The organism is Phytohabitans rumicis, assembly GCF_011764445.1.
Classification (GTDB): Bacteria; Actinomycetota; Actinomycetes; order Mycobacteriales; family Micromonosporaceae; genus Phytohabitans; species Phytohabitans rumicis.
On the sequence record NZ_BLPG01000001.1, the window covers coordinates 4,107,231 to 4,126,258 of the forward strand.

Genomic DNA, 19,028 nt, shown 5'->3' on the forward strand with positions numbered 1-19,028 from the left:
TCCTTTACTGTCCGGCCTTCACGGTCTCAGCATCTGCTGGGGTGGGCACGCGGCCCGGCTCGGGCGGCTCTTCCTTTGGCAGGAACCTGCCGATCAACGCCTGGTAGAGCCCGGCGCCGACGAGTCCGCCGATGAGCGGGCCGACGATGGGCACCCAGAAGTAGAGATCACCATATTGATCTCGCCAGGCTGTGCCGTACCCCGTGATGTAGGACGCCAGGCGCGGGCCGAAGTCACGGGCGGGGTTGATGGCGTATCCGGCGTCGGTGCCCCAGGCCATGCCGATGGCGACGACCAGCAGGCCGATGACCACCGGGGCGAGGTTCGCCAGCGGCGGGGTGCTGCGAATGTCGGTGAGCGCGAGGATCACGAAGAGCAGGATCGCCGTACCGATGATCTGGTCCCGGAAGCCGCCCCACATGCCGACCGGGAGGGTGCCGTTGCCGGGGAGGGTGGAGAAGACGCCCTGCGACTTGATCGTGTGGCCGGGGTCGAAGGCGCCGAGCACCTCCGTGTAGTTCCACCGGACGATCAGCGCGGCAATGAACGCGCCGGCGGTCTGGGCCAGGACGTACGGCATCACCTTGCGCCAGGAGAAGCCCTTGAAGACGGCGAGTGCGAGGGTGACCGCGGGGTTGAGGTGAGCGCCGCTGATCCGGGCGGCGACGTAGACACCGAGCGTGACGCCCAGGCCCCAGGCCCAGGCGATGCTGTCGTGGTCACCGATGCCGCCCGCAACGACCTGGGCCACCACCCCCACCCCGAAGAGGATGAGGATCATCGTGCCCGCGAACTCCGCGGCCAACTCGCCGAGGAGTCCGGGGAGTCTCATGCGCTGTGCCATGTTTCCTCCTCGTGCCCGGGTTGTTACGAAGGGCAACGCTAGGAGCTTGGGTTGGGGCGGTCAACGAACCATGGTCGGCATTGTCGAACATTGTTGGTGAAGGCGGAACAGAGTTAGCATTCGCCCGTGCCCGGTCAGGTCCAGTCCATCGCCCGTGCGGCAGCCATCCTTCGACTGCTCGCCGGCGGGTCAGGCCGGCTCGGGCTGCTCGAGATCGCCCGCTCGTTGGACCTGCCCAAGGGCACCGCGCACGGCATCGTGCGCACGCTGCAGGACGTCGGCTTCGTCGAGCAGGACAAGACCTCCGGCAAGTACCAGCTCGGCGCGGCCCTGCTCCACCTCGGCACCAGCTACCTCGACGTCAACGAACTGCGTTCGCGCTCGATCAACTGGGCGGATCCGCTCGCGGCGCGCAGCGGCGAGGCGGTCCGGATCGGCACCCTCCTGCAGGACCGGGTGCTCGTCGTCCACCACGTCTTCCGGCCGGACGACACGCTCCAGACCCTGGACGTGGGGGCGCTCCTGCCCCCACACGCCACGGCGCTGGGCAAGGTGCTGCTCGCGTACGAGACCGGGGTCTTTTCCGGCAACCTCGAGCCGTACACCCGGCGTACGCTGGCCTCCCCCCGCACCCTCGCACGGGCGCTCGCCGCGATCCGCGAGGCCGGCTGGGGAGCCGACATCGAGGAGATGACCATCGGCGAGGCCGGCATCGCCGCCCCGATCCGGGGGTACGGCGGCCTCGTCGTCGGCGCCATCGGCATCTCCGGCCCGGTCGAACGGGTCTGCGACGCCCACGGCAGACCCGACACATCGCTGGTGGCGTACGTCCGCGACGCCGCCCGCGCCGTCTCTCGTGACCTTGGAGGCCGGGTGTATGACCTCTCTCCGTGACCGCTACGTCCTCTCCATCGACCAAGGGACCACCTCCACCCGGTGCATCGTCTTCGACCGTCGCGGCCAACTCGTCTCCGTCGACCAGCGCGAGCACGCCCAGCACTTTCCCCGCCCAGGCTGGGTCGAGCACGACGCCATGGAAATCTGGCGGAACGTCGAGAAGGTCGTCCCGCGCGCGCTCGCCCGCGCCGGGATCGACGCCAGCCAGATCGCCGCGATCGGCATCGCCAACCAGCGGGAGACCACCGTCGTGTGGGACCGCCGCACCGGCGTACCGGTGGGGCACGCGATCAACTGGCAGGACACCCGGACCGACACGCTCGTCGAGGAGCTGTCCCGCAAGCCGGGCGCGTCGGCCGTTCAGCATCGCTGCGGGTTGCCGCTCGCCACGTACTTCGCCGGGCCCAAGCTGCGCTGGCTGCTCGATCACACGCCCGGCCTGCGGGAACGGGCCGAACGCGGCGACGTGCTCTTCGGCACCATGGAGAGCTGGCTGATCTGGAAGCTGACCGGCCTGCACATCACCGACGTGACGAACGCCAGCCGGACCATGCTGATGGATCTCGCGACGCTGTCCTGGCACCCGGACTCGCTCGCGTTCTTCGACATCCCGGCGGCGATCCTGCCGGAGATCCGCTCCTCCGCCGAGGTGTACGGGACCACCCGCACCGTGCTGCCCGGCGTGCGACTCGCGGCCGCGCTCGGCGACCAGCAGGCGGCGCTGTTCGGGCAGACCTGCTTCACCCCCGGCGAGGCCAAGTGCACGTACGGCACCGGCAGCTTCCTGCTGCTCAACACCGGTGCCGGGCCGGTGCGCTCCAGCCACGGGCTGCTCACCACCGTCGGCTACCGCATCGAGGGCGAGCCCGCCGTCTACGCGCTGGAAGGCTCGATCGCGATCACCGGGTCGCTGGTGCAGTGGTTCCGCGACGGGCTGGGCCTGATCACCACCGCTCCGGAGATCGAGACCCTGGCCCGCACGGTCGACGACAACGGCGGGTGCTACATCGTGCCGGCGTTCTCCGGGCTCTTCGCGCCGCACTGGCGCAGCGAGGCGCGGGGCGTGATCGTGGGGCTCACGTCGTACATCACCAAGGGTCACCTGGCCCGCGCGGTGCTGGAGGCGACCGGCTGGCAGACCCGCGAGGTCGTCGAGGCCATGAACGCCGACTCGGGGCTGTCGCTGAAGGCGCTGAAGGTGGACGGCGGGATGACGTCGGACAACCTGCTCATGCAGTTCCTCGCCGACGTGCTGGACGTCCCCGTCGTACGCCCGATGGTGGCGGAGACGGTGTCCCTGGGTGCGGCGTACGCGGCCGGGCTGGCCGTGGGCTACTGGCAAGACCTGTCGGAACTACGCCGCAACTGGCACCGGGCGGCCCAGTGGCTGCCCGACGTGGACCCGCAGTGGCGCAAGACCGAATACGACAACTGGCAACGCGCCGTGGAACGCACCTTCGGCTGGCTCCAACCCCACTAAGCCCGCCGCCCGCGCCAGGCCCCGCGCGGCGTACGGCGCGCGCCGCCCGCGCCGCGCGCCGATCAAGGTCTTGCCCGTCGATCAAGGGCAAACGGTCGTGCTTTGATCTCCAATCCACGACCGTTTGCCCTTGATCGACGCGAAAGTCCTTGATCGGCGCGGGCCTGCTGTCCTGCGGGACCGGAGCGCCAGGGACGTTATGTGGACGGGATAACGTCCCTGGCGTTCCACTCCCGAGGGCTACTTGCTCTCGGTCACCGACTCCGCGGTCACCGTGCCCTCGGCGTCTGTTGCGCCCTCGACCGAGACCTTGTCGCCCGCCTTCAGGTCCTTCAGCGCCCCGGGTACGCGTACAGCCGTCTCCCCGTCGGTGCGGACCGTGATCAGCTCGCCGGACGCCGTCTGCACGTACACCGTGGTGCCGTCGACGAGCTTGACCGTGCCGGTGGTGGCGTTCGACGCGGCCGTGCCCTGGGCACCGCCTTGCGCACCGCCGGGGAACGCCGTGGGCATCCCGCCACCGGGGAAGCCGCCGTAGCCGCCCGCCCCGCGCTGGCCGGTGCCGCCGCCGGGCCCCGCCGCGGTGCCGGTGTCCGAGCCGTACGCCTTCTGCACCTCGATGCCCGCCACGAAGCCGCCCACGAGCACCAACGCGACACCGAGGATGACGGTGTACCTGTTCCACCACCGCCGGCCCGCGGCGGCGGCAAGCTCAACGTCAAGGGTCGTCACAACGGTCTCCTCGGTTTACTCGTAGCGCAGCGCGTCGATGGGGCGCAGGCCGGCGGCCCGGTTGGCCGGCACGCTGCCGAAGAACAGTCCGATCGCGACGGACACGCACAGGGCCAGCACGACGGAGCTCGGTACGATCACCGGCTGCACGCCGACGATCTTGAAGTTGCTGCCGATGAGCGCCGCGGCGACGCCTAACCCGCCACCCAGCAGGCTCAGCATGGTCGCCTCGGCCAGGAACTGGGTGAGGATGACGCGGCGCGGGGCGCCGAGCGCCTTGCGGATGCCGATCTCGCGGGTCCGCTCGGTGACCGTCACCAGCATGATGTTGGTGATGCCGATGCCGCCGACGAGCAGGCTGATGCCGGCCACCGCGCCCAGCAGCGTCGTGAACGTCTCCGCCGTCTCGGTCTGCGTCTCCAGCAGCTGCGAGGCGTTCTGGATGCGGTACGGCGTGCTCGTCGACGAGCTGGTCGAGGTGGCGGACACCTTCAGCCGCTGGTCCAGCACGGTCGCGATCTGCGTCTGCACGTCGGAGACCTTGTCCGGCGAGTCCGCCTCGACCACGATCGAGTTCAGCGAGCCGAACCCGGTCAGCGCCTGCCGTACGGCGGTGAGCGGCGCGACCGCGACGTCGTTGGCGTCCTGGAAGCCGCTGGAGGAACTCTTCTCGTCGAGCACGCCGACGACGGTGAAGAGCGCGCCGCTAACCGTGAGCTCCTGGCCGATCGGGTCGACGCCGGGGAAGAGCTCCTCCGCCACGGTCTGTCCAATCACGACGACGCGCCGGCCCTGCTCGACGTCCTCGGTGGTGAACGCGGAGCCGGTGCCGACCGGAGAGTTCGACGCGCCGAAGTACGTGGGGTACGTGCCGACGAACTGGTTCACCGAGTGGTCGGTGCCCTCGTACGTGAGCGTGGCGGACGTGCTGACCACCGGCGAGACCGACTTCACGTCGGGGGCGAGGACCGGATCGTGCAGCGCCTCGGCGACCTCCACGGTCAGGGCCGAGCTGCCGCCCGTGCTCTGCACGGTCAGCGTGTTGGTGCCCAGCGCCTCGATGCGCTGCGCCACCTCTTGCGCCGAGCCGTTACCGACGGCCACGAGCAGGATGACCGCCGCCACGCCGATCAGGATGCCCAGCATGGTCAGGCCGGAGCGCAGCTTGTTGGCGCTGATGCCGCGCACGGCGAAGCGCAGGATCTCCCACGTGCTCATACCGCGGCCACCCGGTCCTGTCGTACGTCGGAGGCGATCTGCCCGTCGAAGAGCTTGATCAGGCGCTTGGCCCGGGCGCCGACCTCGGGCTCGTGCGTGATGAGCAGGATGGTGCGACCGGCCGCGTTCAGGTCGTCGAAGATCCCGAGGATGTCCGCGGTGGACCGGCTGTCGAGGTTGCCGGTCGGCTCGTCGGCGAGCAGCAGCGCCGGCTCGGTCACCAGCGCCCGGGCCACCGCCACCCGCTGCTGCTGGCCGCCGGACAGCTGGTTGGGCTCGTGGTCCGCCCGGTCCGCGAGCCCAACCATGTCCAGCGCGACGCGCGCCCGGCGCCGGCGCGGCGTCGCCTTGACCCCGGCGTACGCCAGGGGCAGCTCCACATTGGCCAGCGCGGTCGTACGCGGGATGAGGTTGAAGGACTGGAAGATGAAGCCGATCCGCCGGTTGCGCACCAGGGCGAGCTGGCGGTCGTTGAGCCGGCTCACGTCCACGCCGTCGAGCAGGTATTGGCCGCTGGAGGGCACGTCGAGGCAGCCCAGGATGTTCATCAGGGTGGACTTGCCGGAGCCCGACGAGCCCATGATGGCCACGTAGTCGCCCTGCTCCACGGTCAGCGACACGCCGCGCAGGGCGTGCACGGTCGCCTCGCCCTCCCCGTACACCTTGGTCACCCGACGCACATCGAGAACGCTCATCTCCCTCCTCCGGTGCGGGTGCCGCCGCCGGTGAGGCCGCCGCCGGGCCCGCCGCCGCCCTGGAACCCGCCTCCGCCGGGGAAGCCGCCACCCGGGAAGCCGCCCTGCGTCGTGGACGTGGACGACGTGTTGATCACGACCTGCTCGCCCACGGTGAGGCCGGACGTGATCTCGGTGGCCTGGTCGCCTTCGAGTCCGATCTCGACGCTCCGGGTCACCCGCTGGCCGTTTTCCACCACGGTCACGGTGTGCCGGGTGCCGACGCTGGTGAGCGCCGCGGAGTTGACGTAGACGGCGTTGTCCACCTGGCCCACGACCACGGACACCTCGACGCTCTGCCCCGACTTCACCCCGTCGGGCAGCTCGCTGAGGGTGAACGTCACCCCGTACGTCACGACGTTGTTCGACGTGGTCGCGTTCGGGTCGATGGCGGCGAGCTTGGCCGTGGCCTGTGCCTCGGGCAGCGCGTTCCAGGTGACCGTGCCGGCCTGCCCGGCCTTGAGCTTGGTGGCGTCGGCCTCGGCCACCGACGCCGAGATCTCCAGCTTGCTGAGGTCGGCGATCTCGACGAAGCCGGTGGACGAGGACGAGGAGGACGACGAGGAGTTGGAAGGCGAGGACGAGCCCCCGGACGAGCCGCCCGACGAGCTGCCGACCGTCCCGGAGACCGCGGTCACCGTGCCGGCCATCGGCGCCTTCAGCACCGTGCCGGACACGCCGTCTTCGGCCTCGTCGACGTCGAGCTCGGCCTGGGTGACCTGCGCCTCGGCGTCGGAGGTGTCGCTGCCCTCGTCTTCCGCCCGGTCGAGCGCGTCCTGGGCGGCATCGAGGTTGGCCTCGGCCGCCACGAGCTGTCGGTTGGCCGCGGTGGCGTCCACCTTGGCCAGCACCTGGCCCTTGGTGACCTTGTCGCCCACCTTGACGCGGATCTCGGTGACCGTGCCGGACGTGTCGAACGACGCGCTGGCCGTCGAGGAACTCTGCACGGTGCCCGAGGCGGACACCGTGGACGTGACGGTGCCCTGGGCGACCGCCACGGTCCGGCTGCTGCCGGCGCTGGTCTCGGCCGCCTCGGCGCTATTGAAGGAGGTATATGCCCATGTCCCGGCGCCAATGACCGCAACCGCGAGCACGGCGTTGACGAGCACCGCCGGAGGAGGCAAACGCATGCGCGTCAGCTTCAAGCAAACGGCTCGGAGCAACCCCCGCGCTAGCTCAAAGCTGACTGAGAACCGGTCGGCAGCAAGACCCGGAACGCCGAACCGCGCCCCTGCATCGTATCCAGCTCCACCCGGCCACCGTGGCTGCTGACGATCGCGGCCACGATGGACAGTCCGAGACCCGAGCCACCGTTACGCCGGGTGCGGCTCGGATCGGCCCGGTAGAGCCGCTCGAAGATCCGCCCCGCGTGCTCGGGCGGCACCCCGGGCCGTTGTCCACAACCTCCAGCACCGCGATCGGCACCTGGCCCGCCAGGGCACCGCCGACGGCCGCGGCCGGCGCCCGGTACGGCTGGTACGCCCCCAGCCGCCCCACCCGTACGGTGATGTTCGCCTGCGCGGGGTGTGCTGGAGCGCGTTGGCGACCAGGTTGGTGGCCACCTGGCGGAGCCGGTGCTCGTCGCCCAGCACCGTCACCGGCTCGAAGCCGCCCTCGTCCGGCCCGTACCCGGCCAGCCGCACCGGCCGGTCGGGGCGGCGGGCGTGCGCATCGCGGATGGTGTCGGCGGCGATCGCGAGCAGGTCGACCGGGCGCCGCTGCGGCTCGCGCTGCCGGTCGAGCTTGGCCAGCAGCAGCAGGTCTTCGACCAGGATCCCCATCCGGGCGGCCTCGGCCTCGATCCGGGCCATGGTCTCGTCGAGCACGGGGCCGGGCGGGTGCCACCGCGCCGGTACAGCTCGGCGAAGCCCCGGATCGAGGTCAGCGGGGTGCGCAGCTCGTGCGAGGCGTCCGCGACGAACTGGCGGATCCGCTGCTCCGACGCCGTACGCGCGGCAACCTCGGACTCGATCCGGTCGAGCATGGAGTTGATCGCGATGCCCAGCCGCCCGGGCTCGGTATGCGGGTCGGCGTCGTCGACCCGGCTGGACAGGTCGCCCGCGGTGATCTCTGCCGAGGTCCGCTCCATCTGGGTCAGCGGGCGCAGCCCGATCCGCACCACCGACGCCGCAACCATGCCCAGCAGCAGGAGCACGATGAACATCACGGCCAGGTCGATGACCAGCAGCAGGTCGGCGGTGGCGTCCACCTGACGCAGCGAGATGGCCGCGACCGCGACGCCGCCGCTGTCGCGCGAGACGACCACCACCCGCCAGGAGCTCTCACCGTCGGCGGACTGCACCGTGTACGGCGCGCCACCCGCCCGCTCCGTCAGCTTGTCGAACGCCTCCAGGTCGGGCAGCGAGATGGCGGAGTCCACCGTCCTCGGCCGCACCCGCTCGCCCTCGGCGTTGAAGGAGAGCATCACCTTGTACGGGTCGAACTTGGTGCTGGGGAACGGGTCCGACTCGGGGTTGGGCTCGATGAACGAGTCGGAGGGCGGCGGGCGCTCCCGTTGGGCCATGCGGCTCATCCCGACGAGTTGGTCGTCGATCTGGTCCGTCAGATACCGGCGCAGCAGGAGCAGCCCGGCCGCGTTCGCCACGATCAGCGCGACCGCGGTCAGCGCGGCCGCGACGACGACGAGACGGGACCGGAGCGTCCAGTGCCGCCACCGGGGAAGCTTCATTCCTCCGGCGCCCTCGGCAGGCGCAGCGCGTATCCGACGCCGCGCACGGTGTGGATCAACGGTGGCTCCCAGCAGTCGATCTTCTTACGGAGGTAGTAGACGTAAGACTCCACGATCCGGCCGTCGCCGCCAAAGTCGTAGCTCCACACCCGGTCGAGGATCTGCGCCTTGCTCACCACCCGCCCGGCGTTGACCATCAGGTAGCGCAGCAGGTTGAACTCGGTCGGCGACAGCTCCACCAGCTTGCCGGCACGCCGTACCTCATGGGCGTCTTCGTCGAGCTCCAGATCGGCGTAGCGCAACACCCCGGCGTCGCCCTCGCCGTCCGGCTCGACGCGGCTGCGCCGCAGGATCGCGCGGATCCGCAGCACCACCTCTTCCAGGCTGAACGGCTTGGTCACGTAGTCGTCGGCACCCACGGTCAGGCCGGAGATGCGGTCCTCGACCGCGTCGCGCGCGGTCAGGAAGAGCACCGGCACGCCGGGGCCGGAGCCGGCCCGCAGCCGCTGCGCGACCTGAAAGCCATCGAGGTCCGGCAGCATCACATCGAGTACGACGAGGTCGGGCTCGAACTCGGCGGCCGTGATCAGCGCCTCGTGGCCACCGCTGGCCACCTTCACCTCGAAGTCGATGAGCCGCAGCGTCGCCGACAGCAGGGCACAGATATTGGGCTCGTCATCAACCACGAGCACTCTCGTCAACCGCGCAGCCACGTCACACTTCTAAGGGTGTTGGCTCAGAATTAGCTGGGAGCCACCTAGGTGCCAGCTATGACGACCTCATCGCCTTCGATGAGACCGGACTTTATCTCGGTGTACTGGTCGCCGCGTACCCCGATCTCGACCGACCGGGTCTCGTCGCCCGCCGCCGCGCGGACGACGACCTGCCCGTCGCCGCGGACCGCCGTGGACGGCACCCGCAGGACGTCGGCGAGCTTGCTGATCACGACCTTCACGCTGGCGCTCTGACCCACCAGAAGGTCGCTGGGCACGGTCTCGAACGCGAGCACGGCCCCGTACTTGACCATGTTGCCATCGGCGACCCCCACCGGATCCACCTGCACCACGCGGGCCGCGAACTGCTCGCCCGGCCGGTCGGCCAGGGTCACCGTGGCGGTCAGGCCGGTCTCCAGGTGGCCGGCGTCGGCCTCCGGGAAGCTGGCCGCCACCTGCATGCCGGCCACGTCGGCCAGCGTGACGAACGTGCCGCCCCCGTTGACCTCGGCGCCCACCGAGCCGGCGACCGTGAGCACCTTGCCCGCGATCGGCGCCTTGACCTTCGTACCGGCCAGGTCCTCCTCGGCCTCGGCGAGCGCCAACTCGGCGCTGGTCACCCGCTGCTGGGCGCTGAGGATGGGGTCGCTCCTGCTGGTGCAGGTCCGGGACGAGGCGCTGGGGCTCGGCGCCGTGCTCCGCGTCGAGCGCGTCGGTGACGCGGTCGGAGCCTGCGTGGTCGCCGAGGCGCTCGGGGTCGGTGTGGGAGTGGCGGACGGCGTCGGCGTGGCGGAGGTCAGCGCCGCGGGCACGATGGACCCGCTGCCGCTGCCGCTGCCGCAGCTGCTGCTGTCGCCGCTCTCGGCCTCGTCCAGCGCGTCCTGCGCCTCGTCGAGCGTGTCCTCGGCGTCGTCCACCTTCTCCTGGGCGTCGGTGGCGTCGATCTCGGCGAGCACCTGACCGGACGCGACCTGGTCCCCCGGGCGCACCTTGACCGTGGTGACCGTCCCGGCGACGGCGAAGCCGAGGCTCCGCGTCTGCGCCGGCTCCAGCGACCCGGTCGTCGCGACGGCCGTGGTCACTTCGCCCCGGTCGACCTTTGCCGTGCTGGTCTTGGCCGGCGCCGCCGGCTCGTCACTGGCCAACGCGTACGCCCCGACGGACGTGAGCAGGATGGCCACCGCGACCAGGCCACCCACGACCCACCGCCTTATACCCATGAGCCGCGAGTGTCGAGCGCTCACCTCGCAGTTGACTGAGGTGGACCTCGGAGTTGCCTCAGAGTCTATTTGGAGCGTTCTCCCAGGTTCGCCTGACGTGTCGTGGAGGTTGAACCAGTTGCATTCGTCATCGTGCCGCGGTGCAACCCCCAGGCCCGCGGCACGACCTAAGTTCCTGCGGGCATGACCACGATGGAGGAACCAGTAGCAGTGATGAACCGGCGAATGCGATGGACCCTCGCTCTGGCAACCGGGTCCGCGGCGCTGCTCTTCGTCGCCGCGTGCGGCTCCGACGACAACTCCGACGCGGGTACGGGCAACGGCAGCGCGGGCGGCTTCAACGCCTACGCCGACTGCCTTCGCGAGCAGGGCATCACCCTGCCCACCAACCAGCCTCGCGCGAACGGCTCGGGGCGCCCGACGGCGTTCCCGTCCGACCGGCCTACCGCGTTTCCGTCGGGCCGGCCGTCCGGCGGCCCCAGCGGAGAGCCCAGTGGCGGCCCGGGTGGCGGCATGGGCGGGCCCGGCGGCGGCTTCCGGCCGGAGGGCGTCGACGACGCGACCTGGCAAAAGGCGCAGGAGGCGTGCCAATCGGTCCGGCCCACGGGCGGGCCGGGCGGCGGCGGGCCGGGCGGCAACAACGGTGGCGGCAACCGCCAGGCCGACGCGGCCTACCGCAACTGCATCAGCGACCGCGGCGTCGACCCGCAGGCCACGACCGACCCCAAGTACGCCGCGGCCGCGCAGGCATGCGCCGTGCTCTCCCCATCCCCCTCACCGTCCTCCTGATGTGCAAGGAAGGGCCCCTTGTTATCGCTTTTTGCATAACAAGGGGCCCTTCCTTGCACTTCAGTCTTCTACGTAGCGGACGCGGGACACCGCCAGGCCAGCCACCAACTGGACCAGGGCGGCGGCGATCAGGAAGACCAGCGGGATCCGCCAACCGCCGGTCGCCTCGTAGAGGGCACCGACCACGAGCGGACCGAGCGCCGCGATCAGGTAACCGACGCACTGCGTGAACGCCGAGAGGGCCACCGTGCCCTCCGGCGTACGCGCGCGTAGGCCGATCACCACCAGGCTGAGCGGAAACGCGCCCTGCCCGATCGCCAGCAGCACCACCCACGCCAGCGCACCGCCGTGCGGCGCCAGCGCCAGGCCGACGTACGACGAGATCATGGCGACGGCCAGCACCAGCACCAGCGGGCGCAGGTTGCCCAGCCGGGTGGCGAGCGTCGGCATCGCCAACGCCACCGGGATGCCGACCGCGGTCACCGCGGCGAGCAGCAGTCCCGCCGACTGCGGCCGGTAGCCCGAGTCGCGGAAGAGTTGGGCCAGCCAGCCGATCGTCGCGTACCCGCTCAGGGCCTGCGTGCCGAAGTAGACCGCCATCGCCCAGCCCAGGCGGGTGCGGCCGGCCCGTACCCGACCACCGGCCGCCGTGGGCACGGCCCGCGCGCCGGTCCGGCGCCGCAGGATCGGCAGCCACGGGAGTACGGCCACCGCGGCGAGCAGCGTCCACGCGCCCAACCCGGCCCGCCAGGAGCCGAAGGCGTCCGCGATCGGCACCGCCGACGCGGCGGCCACCGTCGCGCCGGCCGTCAGCGACACCGTGTACGCCCCGGTGATGAGCCCGGTCCGCTCCGGGAAGTGCTGCCGGACCAGCAGCGGCAGCAGGATGTTGGCGACCGCGATCCCGGCGAGGGCCAGCGCGCTGGTCGCCACGAAGACGGCCGTCGAGCCGGTGCTGACCCGTACCGCCTCGCCGGCGACGAGCGCGACCATCGCCGCGACGAGCACCCGGCTCGGGGCGAAGCGGCGGACCAGCCACGGCGTCACCGCCCCGAACACGGCGAACGCGATCGTCGGCATGGTCGTCACCACGCCGGCCATGGCGCCGGAAAAGTGCAGGCCGACGCGCACCTCGTCGAGGAGCGGGCCCAGGCTGGTGATGGCGGCCCGCAGGTTGAGCGCCACGAGCAGGATGCCCGCGAGGACGAACGCGGTGCCCTTGGTGCGACTGGTGGGGAGGGTCGTTGCTGGCGCTACCACGGATCCGATCCTAGAATCATGGGATGATTTATGGTCGGGTGATGTAACCGATGACACTCGCTGTTGGTTCCCGCCCGACGCTGGTCCGGCAGGTGATCGATCAGCTGCGCGAGCAGGTCGCCAGCGGGCAGTGGCCGGTCGGCGCCCGGATCCCGACCGAGCCGCGGCTCGTCGAGGCGCTCGGCGTGGGCCGTAACACGGTCCGGGAGGCGGTGCGCGCGCTGGTGCACGCCGGCGTGCTGGAGTGCCGTCAGGGCTCGGGCACCTATGTGATCTCGTCCGACGAGATGTCCGGTGCGGTGACCCGCCGGCTGGCGGCCGCCCGGACGGCCGAGGCGGTCGAGGTGCGCCGGGCCTTCGAGGTGGAGGCGGCACGGCTGGCCGCGCTACGGCGTACCAAGAAAGACCTGGCGGCGCTCGACGGCGCGCTCGCGGACCGCGAGGCCGCGTGGCGATCCGGCCGGGTCTCCGCTTTTGTCGAGGCGGACGCGGCGCTGCACATCGTGATCGTGGCGGCCGCGCACAACGCGATGCTCGCGGAGCTGTACGCGTCCTTCGACGCGGCCATGCGCGCCACGATCGCCGAAGGGGTGGGCGGCGAGCTGCACCCGGACCGGTATGTGGATCACACGCGGCTGGTGGACGCGATCCGGGCCGGCGACCCGGATCGGGCGGCGGCCGAGGCGGGTGCGTTTCTGGAGGTATGACCGCCGCAGGCACTACGGTGCTGGTCATGCTCAAGGGTTTCAAGGACTTCATCATGCGCGGGAACGTCGTCGACCTGGCGGTCGGCATCGTGATCGGCGCCGCGTTCACGGCCGTGGTGACACAGCTCACCAACTCCTTCCTCAAGCCGCTCATACAGGTCCTCGGCGGCGGCGGCCAGCTCGCCGGCGTCTGGAAGATCCGCGGCGTGGACTTCGACTGGGCCGCGTTCGTCAACGCCGCCATCACTTTCCTGCTGACCGCCGCGGCCCTCTACTTCCTCATCGTCATGCCGATGAACAGGCTGGCCGAGCGGCGCCGGCGGGGCGAGGAGCCGCCGCCCGCCGCCCCCAGCGAGGAGATCAAGCTGCTCACCGAGATCCGCGACGCGCTCGTCGCCAACGCCACCAAGACCCAGGTCCCCGGGCAGCGATAGTCGAACATCTGTTCTATACAGTGTGCCGATGGAGCAGCGAAAACACTGGTGGAACGGCAAATGGGGGCGGATCGCACGCAAGGACGTGTTCCTGCGTAACGACGCCGACCAGTGGTACGTCGAGCAGCGCGCAGGCGGCGCCGAGGGCATCTCCCGCTTCTATGAGTACGACAGCGAGGACGAGGCGTACGACGCGATCCGCGCGCTGCTCGACGGTCCGGACGAGTGGCGCCCACTAGATGGCGGCACTATCTAGGTAGCCGTGCTACCTTCTTCGGCGTGGATCAAGACCGGCGGGGTCAGTGGCTGCGCGGCGTACTCGACGTCTGCGTGCTGGCGCTGCTGAGCCACCGCGAGTCATACGGCTACGAGCTGGCCCAGGCGTTCGACGAGGCCGGGATGGGCCAGATCCAGGGCGGCACGCTGTACCCGGTGCTGCTGCGCCTGCAGCGCACCGGGCTGGTCGCGGCCGAGTGGCGCGAAGGCGAGGCCGGTCCGGCCCGCAAGTACTACCGGCTCACCCCGTCCGGGGAGCAGAGCATGCGCCAGCTGACCGCCGACTGGGCCGCGTTCGCCGGCCGGGTGGACGCCATATTGGGAGGTGGCTCTCAGCATGAACAATGACCACTGGTTGCACGCCCTCGGCCAGGAGTTGGCCCGGCAGCAGCTCGGCCCGGACGTGGCACGCCACGTCATCGCCGAGGCCGCCGCCCACCTGCGCGACAGCGGCCAGCCGGCGCTGCGGGCCTTCGGCACGCCACAGGGATACGCGACCGCCGTCGCCGAGAGCCTCACCGCCCAGCGCCGCCCACCACGGCGTCCGCCCGGCGGCGTCCGGCTCGACGCCCGCCGGATCACCAAGCGGTACGGCCGCCGCGCCGTCCTCAAGGACGTCAACCTGACCGTACGGGCGGGCGAAGTGGCGGCCATCGTCGGCGCCAACGGATGCGGCAAGAGCACGCTCCTGCGGATCTGCGCCGGCCTGGTCTCCCCCGACTCGGGCACGGTGGTCGTGGACGGCGTGCTGGGCTACTGCCCGCAAGACGCCGGCACGTACGACTTCCTCCTGCCCGACGAGCACTTCGTCCTGGTCGGCGCCGGCCGGGGCATGGACCGCGCCCAGTCCCGGCGGGTCGGCCGGGCCGGCGCCGCCACGTTGCAGTGGGAGCCGACCGTTGGCGTGCAGGCGCGCCACCTGTCCGGCGGCACCCGGCAAAAGCTCAACCTGGTGATGGCGTCCATGGGCGACCCCGACGTGCTGCTGCTGGACGAGCCGTACCAGGGGTTCGACCGCGGCACGTACCTCGACTTCTGGCAGCACGTGTGGCGCTGGCGCGACGAGGGCCGGGCGATCGTGGTGGTTACCCACCTGCTGAGCCAACTGGACCAGGTGGATCAGGTGGTCACGCTGGAGGGAGCCGCATGAGGATCATTACCGTCGCCGAGATGGCGTTGCGCGAGATGCTGCGCCGCCGGGGCGTACTCGTCCTGCTGCTGACCCTCCCGCTGGCGTTCTACCTGGTCCGGCGGGGCGACCACGTCGGGCAGTCGATCCGGTTCCTGTTGCTGGGCATCGCCTGGGCGGTCAGCACCGCGGCGCTCTTCGCCAGCGGCACCAGCCGGCCGATCGAGCCCCGCCTACGGCTGTCCGGCTACCGCAGCCACCACCTCTACCTCGGTCGGTTGGCCGCGATGTGGCTACTCGGCCTGTCCATCGCGGCAGCATTCTTCCTGCTGATCGCCGTCGACCACGGCGACCAGGTACGCCTCGGCGCGGTCGCCCTGGCGATGCTGCTCACGGTCACGGTGGCCGCACCGTTCGGCCTGCTGATCGGGGCGGTGGTGCCGCGCGACCTGGAGGGCACACTGCTCCTGCTCGTCGTGGTCGGCGTCCAGATGATGATCGACCCGGCCGACTCCGTTACGCGGATCACGCCGTTCTGGTCCAGCCGCGAGCTCGGCACGTACGCCGTCGACCACACCGGCACCGAGTACCTGACCCGCGGCCTGCTGCACGGCGTCCTCTTCACGCTGGCGGCAACGCTCTTGGTCGCGCTGCTCTCCACCCTCCGCCTCCGAACCCGCCCCACATCCGCTACCTCTAACCCATCCCCACTCCTCACCCCGTCCCCTCCATCCCTCTCCCTGCGTCGATCAAGGACTTCCTCGTCGATCAAGGGCATATGGTCGTGCTTTGATCTCTAATCCACGGCCGTTTGCCCTTGATCGACGCGAAAGTCCTTGATCGACGCAGGGTGCGGGTCGTGGGTGGGGTGGCGGCGGTCCTGGGGTGTGCGCCTGCCCCCAGAAGGGGACCCCTATTGGGTGTTCGCGCGTGAGGAGGGCGCCCCTATACCTGCGTGGGCGGGTGTAGGGGCGCCCTCCTCAGGGTCCGCACCCCATAGGGGCCCCTTTTGGTGGGCGGGGCGGGCGGCGAGGCCGCTCGAATCAAGATCTGCGCAATGTCCCGGAAACTGCTGCCTCAGCGACCCTAGGAAGCAGCAATGTCCCCGACATTGCCTCCGGAGGGCCGGCCCAGTGTCGGGGCTCGCACACCGCCTCGGCGCCGAACGCAGGGCGCCTCGCCCGCGCCAACCGTGGGCCGCACCCCGCCACCCTCGGCACGGGTGGGCCGCCACGCTCAAGCGCCCACGCCCGGCACCCAACCCGCTCCGCCCGCGCCGTCGATCAAGGACTTTCGCGTCGATCAAGGGCAAACGGCCGTGGATTAGAGATCAAAGCACGACCATATGCCCTTGATCGACGGCGCGGGGCCGAGGCCCGGGCGCGAGCCGGGCGCGGGCGCGGGCCGGGCGCGGGCGCGGGCCGGGCGCGGGCGCGAGCCGGGCGCGGGCGCGAGCCGGGCGCGGGCGCGAGCCGGGCGCGGGCGCGGGCTGGATATAGGGGCGGGAGTTGAGGGCTACGCCGATCGTGGGCTTTCGGCGGGGACGGAGTGGCGCGGTTGGGAGGCGGCGGCCGGGGTGAACGGCGGAGCCGCCAGCGGAGGAAGCGTGATGGTGAACGTCGTGCCCACGCCCAGTTCGCTCGCCACCGTGATGGTGCCGCCGTGGTCGGTCACGATCTGGCGGGCGATCGCCAACCCCAGCCCGCTCCCGCCCGTACGGCGGCCACGCGCCGAGTCGGCCCGCCAGAATCGGTCGAAGACGTACGGCAGTGAGCGTGCCGCGATGCCCGTCCCCGTGTCGGCCACCCGCACGACCACGGAGGGGCCGACCGGCGCCGCCGCCAGCGTCACGCTCCCGCCCGCGGGGGTGGCGCGCAGCGCGTTCGTCACCAGGTTGCCGAGCACCTGCCGGAGCCGGTCCGGGTCGGCGTGCACCAGGACGGGCGACACGGCGGCCACGACCAGCCGTACGCCCGCGGACTCCGCCACGGCGTGGTGCGCGGCCCGGCTGGTCTCCATCAGTTCGGCCAGGTCGATGACGGTCCGGTGGTAGTTCAGCGTCCCCGCCTCGGCCAGCGCCAAGTCTTGCAGGTCGTTGACGATGCGCTGCTGGAGCACCGCCTCCTCGTGCAGTGACGCGAAGAGGTCGACGTCCGGCGCGATCACGCCGTCCTTGAGCGCCTCCAGGTAGCCGCGCAGGTTCGCCAGCGGCGTACGCAGCTCGTGGGCGACGTCGGCGACCAGCCGGCGCTGGCGTTCTTCGCCGCGTTGCAGCGAGTCGGCCATCCGGTTGAACGACCGCCCGAGCTCCGCCACCTCGTCGCTCCCGACGACGGCGACGCGGCTGCTCAGGTCGCCCTTGCCGAGCCGGCCCGCCGCCTCGGTGAGCCGCGCGATCGGGCGTAGCACCCGGCGGCTGAGCAGCGCCGTACCCGCGATGGCCAGGACCGCGACGCCGGCCGCGGCGGCGAGCATCGGCCCGGCCTGCAGCGGCGACTGCTGTTCGCCGACCACTCCGATGGTGACCCGCAGCGGCACGGCCGCCACGTCGCTGATCTGGTCGGTGAACACGCGCGCCAGGCAGGTGCTCAGCGGCTCGAATTCCACGCCGGCGTGGCACGCCTCGATCCGCTGCTGGTCCACCGCCAGGTCGCGGCCGGGCTCGCGGGCCCGTTCCTGGCAGTCGGCCTCGGCCGTCTTGTCGGTGCCGGCGGCCGCCGCGAACCCCGGGACGCCCAGCGCGCCACTCGTCATCGTGACGTCGTACCCGCTACGGGTGAGGCAGGCCGCGAACCGCACCCCCAAGCGGTACACGGTGATCGATTTGAGCACGGAGCCCGACGGGTCACCGTTGGTTGGCAGGGTGATGGTTGGGCGCGGGTCGACCAGCGTCACATCGCTGCCCAGCGGGCGCGCGGTTCGGCCGTCGAGCTGGTCGGTGTCCGACACCACGACGCCGGTCTCGCTGGCCAGGTGGATCCGCTCGCCGGTCTGCTGCCCCAGGTCGATGACCGTGGATGGCACGCCTTCCCACGTGCCGTGCCGCTGCCCGTACGACAGCAGCTGGTCGTGGACCAGCTGGACCACGCGCTGGTCGGCCCGGTCCGACTCGGTGATCTGCTGCGACGCCTGGCGCAGCGTCAGCCAGGCGGTCGCCCCGATGGCGGTGACCGCCACCAGCATGACCAGCGCCAGGACCCGCAGGCGAAAGCTCAAGAGTCCGCCAGGCGATATCCCCGCCCGTAGACGGTCTGCACGTACCGCGGCTCGGCGGCGTCCTCCTCGATCTTGCGGCGCAGGTTCATCACGTGCGCGTCCACCGTGCGCTCCAACACGTAGTGATCGAACCCGAACGCACGGTCGATGATCTGCGCCCGGGTGAAGGCCCGCCCCGGCTCGGCCGCCAGCACCTCCAGGATCCCGAACTCCTTCGCCGTCAACACGATCGGCCGCCCCGCCACGCGTACCTCAAATCGGCCTGGATCGATCTCCAGGTCGCCGACGCGCAGCACCGCGTGGTTGCCGGCGCTCACCGCGCCGGCACGGCGGAGCAGCGCGCGCACGCGCGCGGCCAGCTCGCGCGGGCTGTACGGCTTGGTGATGTAGTCATCCGCCCCGATGTCGAGGCCCAGCAGCACGTCCTCTTCGGTGGTCCGGGCGGTCAGCAGCAGGATCGGCACGTCTGATTCGCCGCGCAGGATCCGGCACACGTCCAGCCCGTCCACCAGCGGCATCATCACGTCGAGCACCACCAGGTCGGGCCGGCGCGTCCGGCACTGCTCCAGCGCGGCCCGGCCGTCGCCGACGAGCAACACGCTGTGACCCTCCCGCTCCAGGTAGACCCGGACCAGGTTGGCCTGCTTGGGGTCGTCCTCGGCGACCAGGATCCGCGCGCTCATGGTGTTC

19 protein-coding genes and 1 pseudogene are annotated in these 19,028 nt (G+C 71.2%); 9 read left to right on the plus strand and 11 right to left on the minus strand.

All coding sequences use genetic code 11. The annotated features are described in order from the left end of the window. Positions 1-4: 4 nt before the first annotated feature. Positions 5-844: an MIP/aquaporin family protein gene (locus Prum_RS18160; protein WP_173077626.1), complete on the minus strand. Its 840-nt coding sequence runs from the start codon at positions 842-844 to the stop codon at positions 5-7. Positions 845-970: 126 nt separating this feature from the next. On the opposite strand from Prum_RS18160, the gene Prum_RS18165 reads away from it, so the two are divergent. Together Prum_RS18165 and glpK are read left to right on the plus strand one after the other, a co-directional pair. Then, on the plus strand, positions 971-1,738 hold the full coding sequence (locus Prum_RS18165; protein ID WP_173077627.1) for an IclR family transcriptional regulator: 768 nt from the start codon (positions 971-973) through the stop codon (positions 1,736-1,738). Then, positions 1,722-3,221, plus strand: coding sequence for a glycerol kinase GlpK (gene glpK / locus Prum_RS18170; protein ID WP_173077628.1), 1,500 nt, complete (start codon positions 1,722-1,724; stop codon positions 3,219-3,221). The genes Prum_RS18165 and glpK overlap by 17 nt, the downstream gene beginning before the upstream one ends. Before the next feature lie 240 nt (positions 3,222-3,461). On the opposite strand, the gene Prum_RS18175 is transcribed toward glpK, so the two are convergent. The 7 genes and pseudogenes from Prum_RS18175 to Prum_RS18210 form a co-directional block, all read right to left on the minus strand. Further along, complete coding sequence (locus Prum_RS18175) at positions 3,462-3,953, minus strand: hypothetical protein (RefSeq protein WP_173077629.1); 492 nt, start codon at positions 3,951-3,953, stop codon at positions 3,462-3,464. 15 nt (positions 3,954-3,968) lie between these two features. Then, the gene (locus Prum_RS18180; RefSeq protein ID WP_173077630.1) at positions 3,969-5,171 is read right to left on the minus strand and encodes an ABC transporter permease; all 1,203 of its coding nucleotides are present in this window, start codon (positions 5,169-5,171) and stop codon (positions 3,969-3,971) included. Next, positions 5,168-5,866, minus strand: a complete 699-nt coding sequence (locus Prum_RS18185) for an ABC transporter ATP-binding protein (protein WP_173077631.1) — start codon at positions 5,864-5,866, stop codon at positions 5,168-5,170. The genes Prum_RS18180 and Prum_RS18185 overlap by 4 nt, the downstream gene beginning before the upstream one ends. Beyond that, positions 5,863-7,035 (minus strand): efflux RND transporter periplasmic adaptor subunit, encoded by a 1,173-nt coding sequence (locus Prum_RS18190; RefSeq protein ID WP_371871242.1) that lies wholly within the window; start codon positions 7,033-7,035, stop codon positions 5,863-5,865. Before Prum_RS18190 ends, Prum_RS18185 begins: the two co-directional genes overlap by 4 nt. A gap of 41 nt (positions 7,036-7,076) precedes the next feature. Next, positions 7,077-8,594: pseudogene (locus Prum_RS18200) on the minus strand (sensor histidine kinase). Then, entirely contained in the window at positions 8,591-9,307 is a 717-nt protein-coding gene (locus Prum_RS18205) for a response regulator transcription factor (protein WP_173077634.1), read from the minus strand. The pseudogene Prum_RS18200 and the gene Prum_RS18205 overlap by 4 nt, the downstream one beginning before the upstream one ends. Before the next feature lie 44 nt (positions 9,308-9,351). After that, complete coding sequence (locus Prum_RS18210; RefSeq protein WP_173077635.1) at positions 9,352-10,527, minus strand: efflux RND transporter periplasmic adaptor subunit; 1,176 nt, start codon at positions 10,525-10,527, stop codon at positions 9,352-9,354. A gap of 225 nt (positions 10,528-10,752) precedes the next feature. Between Prum_RS18210 and Prum_RS18215 the strand changes: the two genes are divergently transcribed. Continuing rightward, positions 10,753-11,316, plus strand: a complete 564-nt coding sequence (locus tag Prum_RS18215; RefSeq protein ID WP_246277962.1) for a hypothetical protein — start codon at positions 10,753-10,755, stop codon at positions 11,314-11,316. Between the two features lie 60 nt (positions 11,317-11,376). On the opposite strand, the gene Prum_RS18220 is transcribed toward Prum_RS18215, so the two are convergent. After that, complete coding sequence (locus tag Prum_RS18220) at positions 11,377-12,576, minus strand: CynX/NimT family MFS transporter (protein ID WP_246277963.1); 1,200 nt, start codon at positions 12,574-12,576, stop codon at positions 11,377-11,379. A 50-nt stretch (positions 12,577-12,626) separates the two neighbouring features. Here Prum_RS18220 and Prum_RS18225 point away from each other — a divergent pair, with 50 nt between their 5' ends. From Prum_RS18225 to Prum_RS18250, 6 genes are read left to right on the plus strand one after another with little or no spacing between them, the layout of a single operon-like run. Beyond that, a complete protein-coding gene (locus tag Prum_RS18225) occupies positions 12,627-13,283 on the plus strand; it encodes a FadR/GntR family transcriptional regulator (protein ID WP_173077637.1) in 657 nt (218 codons plus the stop codon). 26 nt (positions 13,284-13,309) lie between these two features. Next, positions 13,310-13,717, plus strand: coding sequence for a large conductance mechanosensitive channel protein MscL (gene mscL, locus Prum_RS18230; RefSeq protein ID WP_173077638.1), 408 nt, complete (start codon positions 13,310-13,312; stop codon positions 13,715-13,717). 28 nt (positions 13,718-13,745) lie between these two features. Further along, positions 13,746-13,973 carry a hypothetical protein gene (locus Prum_RS18235; RefSeq protein WP_173077639.1) on the plus strand — a complete coding sequence of 76 codons (228 nt, stop codon included), beginning with the start codon at positions 13,746-13,748 and terminating at the stop codon, positions 13,971-13,973. Positions 13,974-13,996: 23 nt separating this feature from the next. Continuing rightward, a complete protein-coding gene (locus Prum_RS18240; RefSeq protein WP_173077640.1) occupies positions 13,997-14,341 on the plus strand; it encodes a PadR family transcriptional regulator in 345 nt (114 codons plus the stop codon). Next, positions 14,331-15,143, plus strand: coding sequence for an ATP-binding cassette domain-containing protein (locus Prum_RS18245; protein WP_173077641.1), 813 nt, complete (start codon positions 14,331-14,333; stop codon positions 15,141-15,143). The genes Prum_RS18240 and Prum_RS18245 overlap by 11 nt, the downstream gene beginning before the upstream one ends. Then, entirely contained in the window at positions 15,140-15,922 is a 783-nt protein-coding gene (locus Prum_RS18250) for an ABC transporter permease (RefSeq protein ID WP_246277964.1), read from the plus strand. The genes Prum_RS18245 and Prum_RS18250 overlap by 4 nt, the downstream gene beginning before the upstream one ends. Before the next feature lie 715 nt (positions 15,923-16,637). Here the strand turns inward: Prum_RS18250 and Prum_RS18255 are convergent. Together Prum_RS18255 and Prum_RS18260 are read right to left on the minus strand one after the other, a co-directional pair. Continuing rightward, on the minus strand, positions 16,638-18,338 hold the full coding sequence (locus tag Prum_RS18255) for a sensor histidine kinase (protein ID WP_173077642.1): 1,701 nt from the start codon (positions 18,336-18,338) through the stop codon (positions 16,638-16,640). Further along, on the minus strand, positions 18,335-19,021 hold the full coding sequence (locus tag Prum_RS18260; protein ID WP_173077643.1) for a response regulator transcription factor: 687 nt from the start codon (positions 19,019-19,021) through the stop codon (positions 18,335-18,337). Before Prum_RS18260 ends, Prum_RS18255 begins: the two co-directional genes overlap by 4 nt. Between the last annotated feature and the right edge of the window lie 7 nt (positions 19,022-19,028).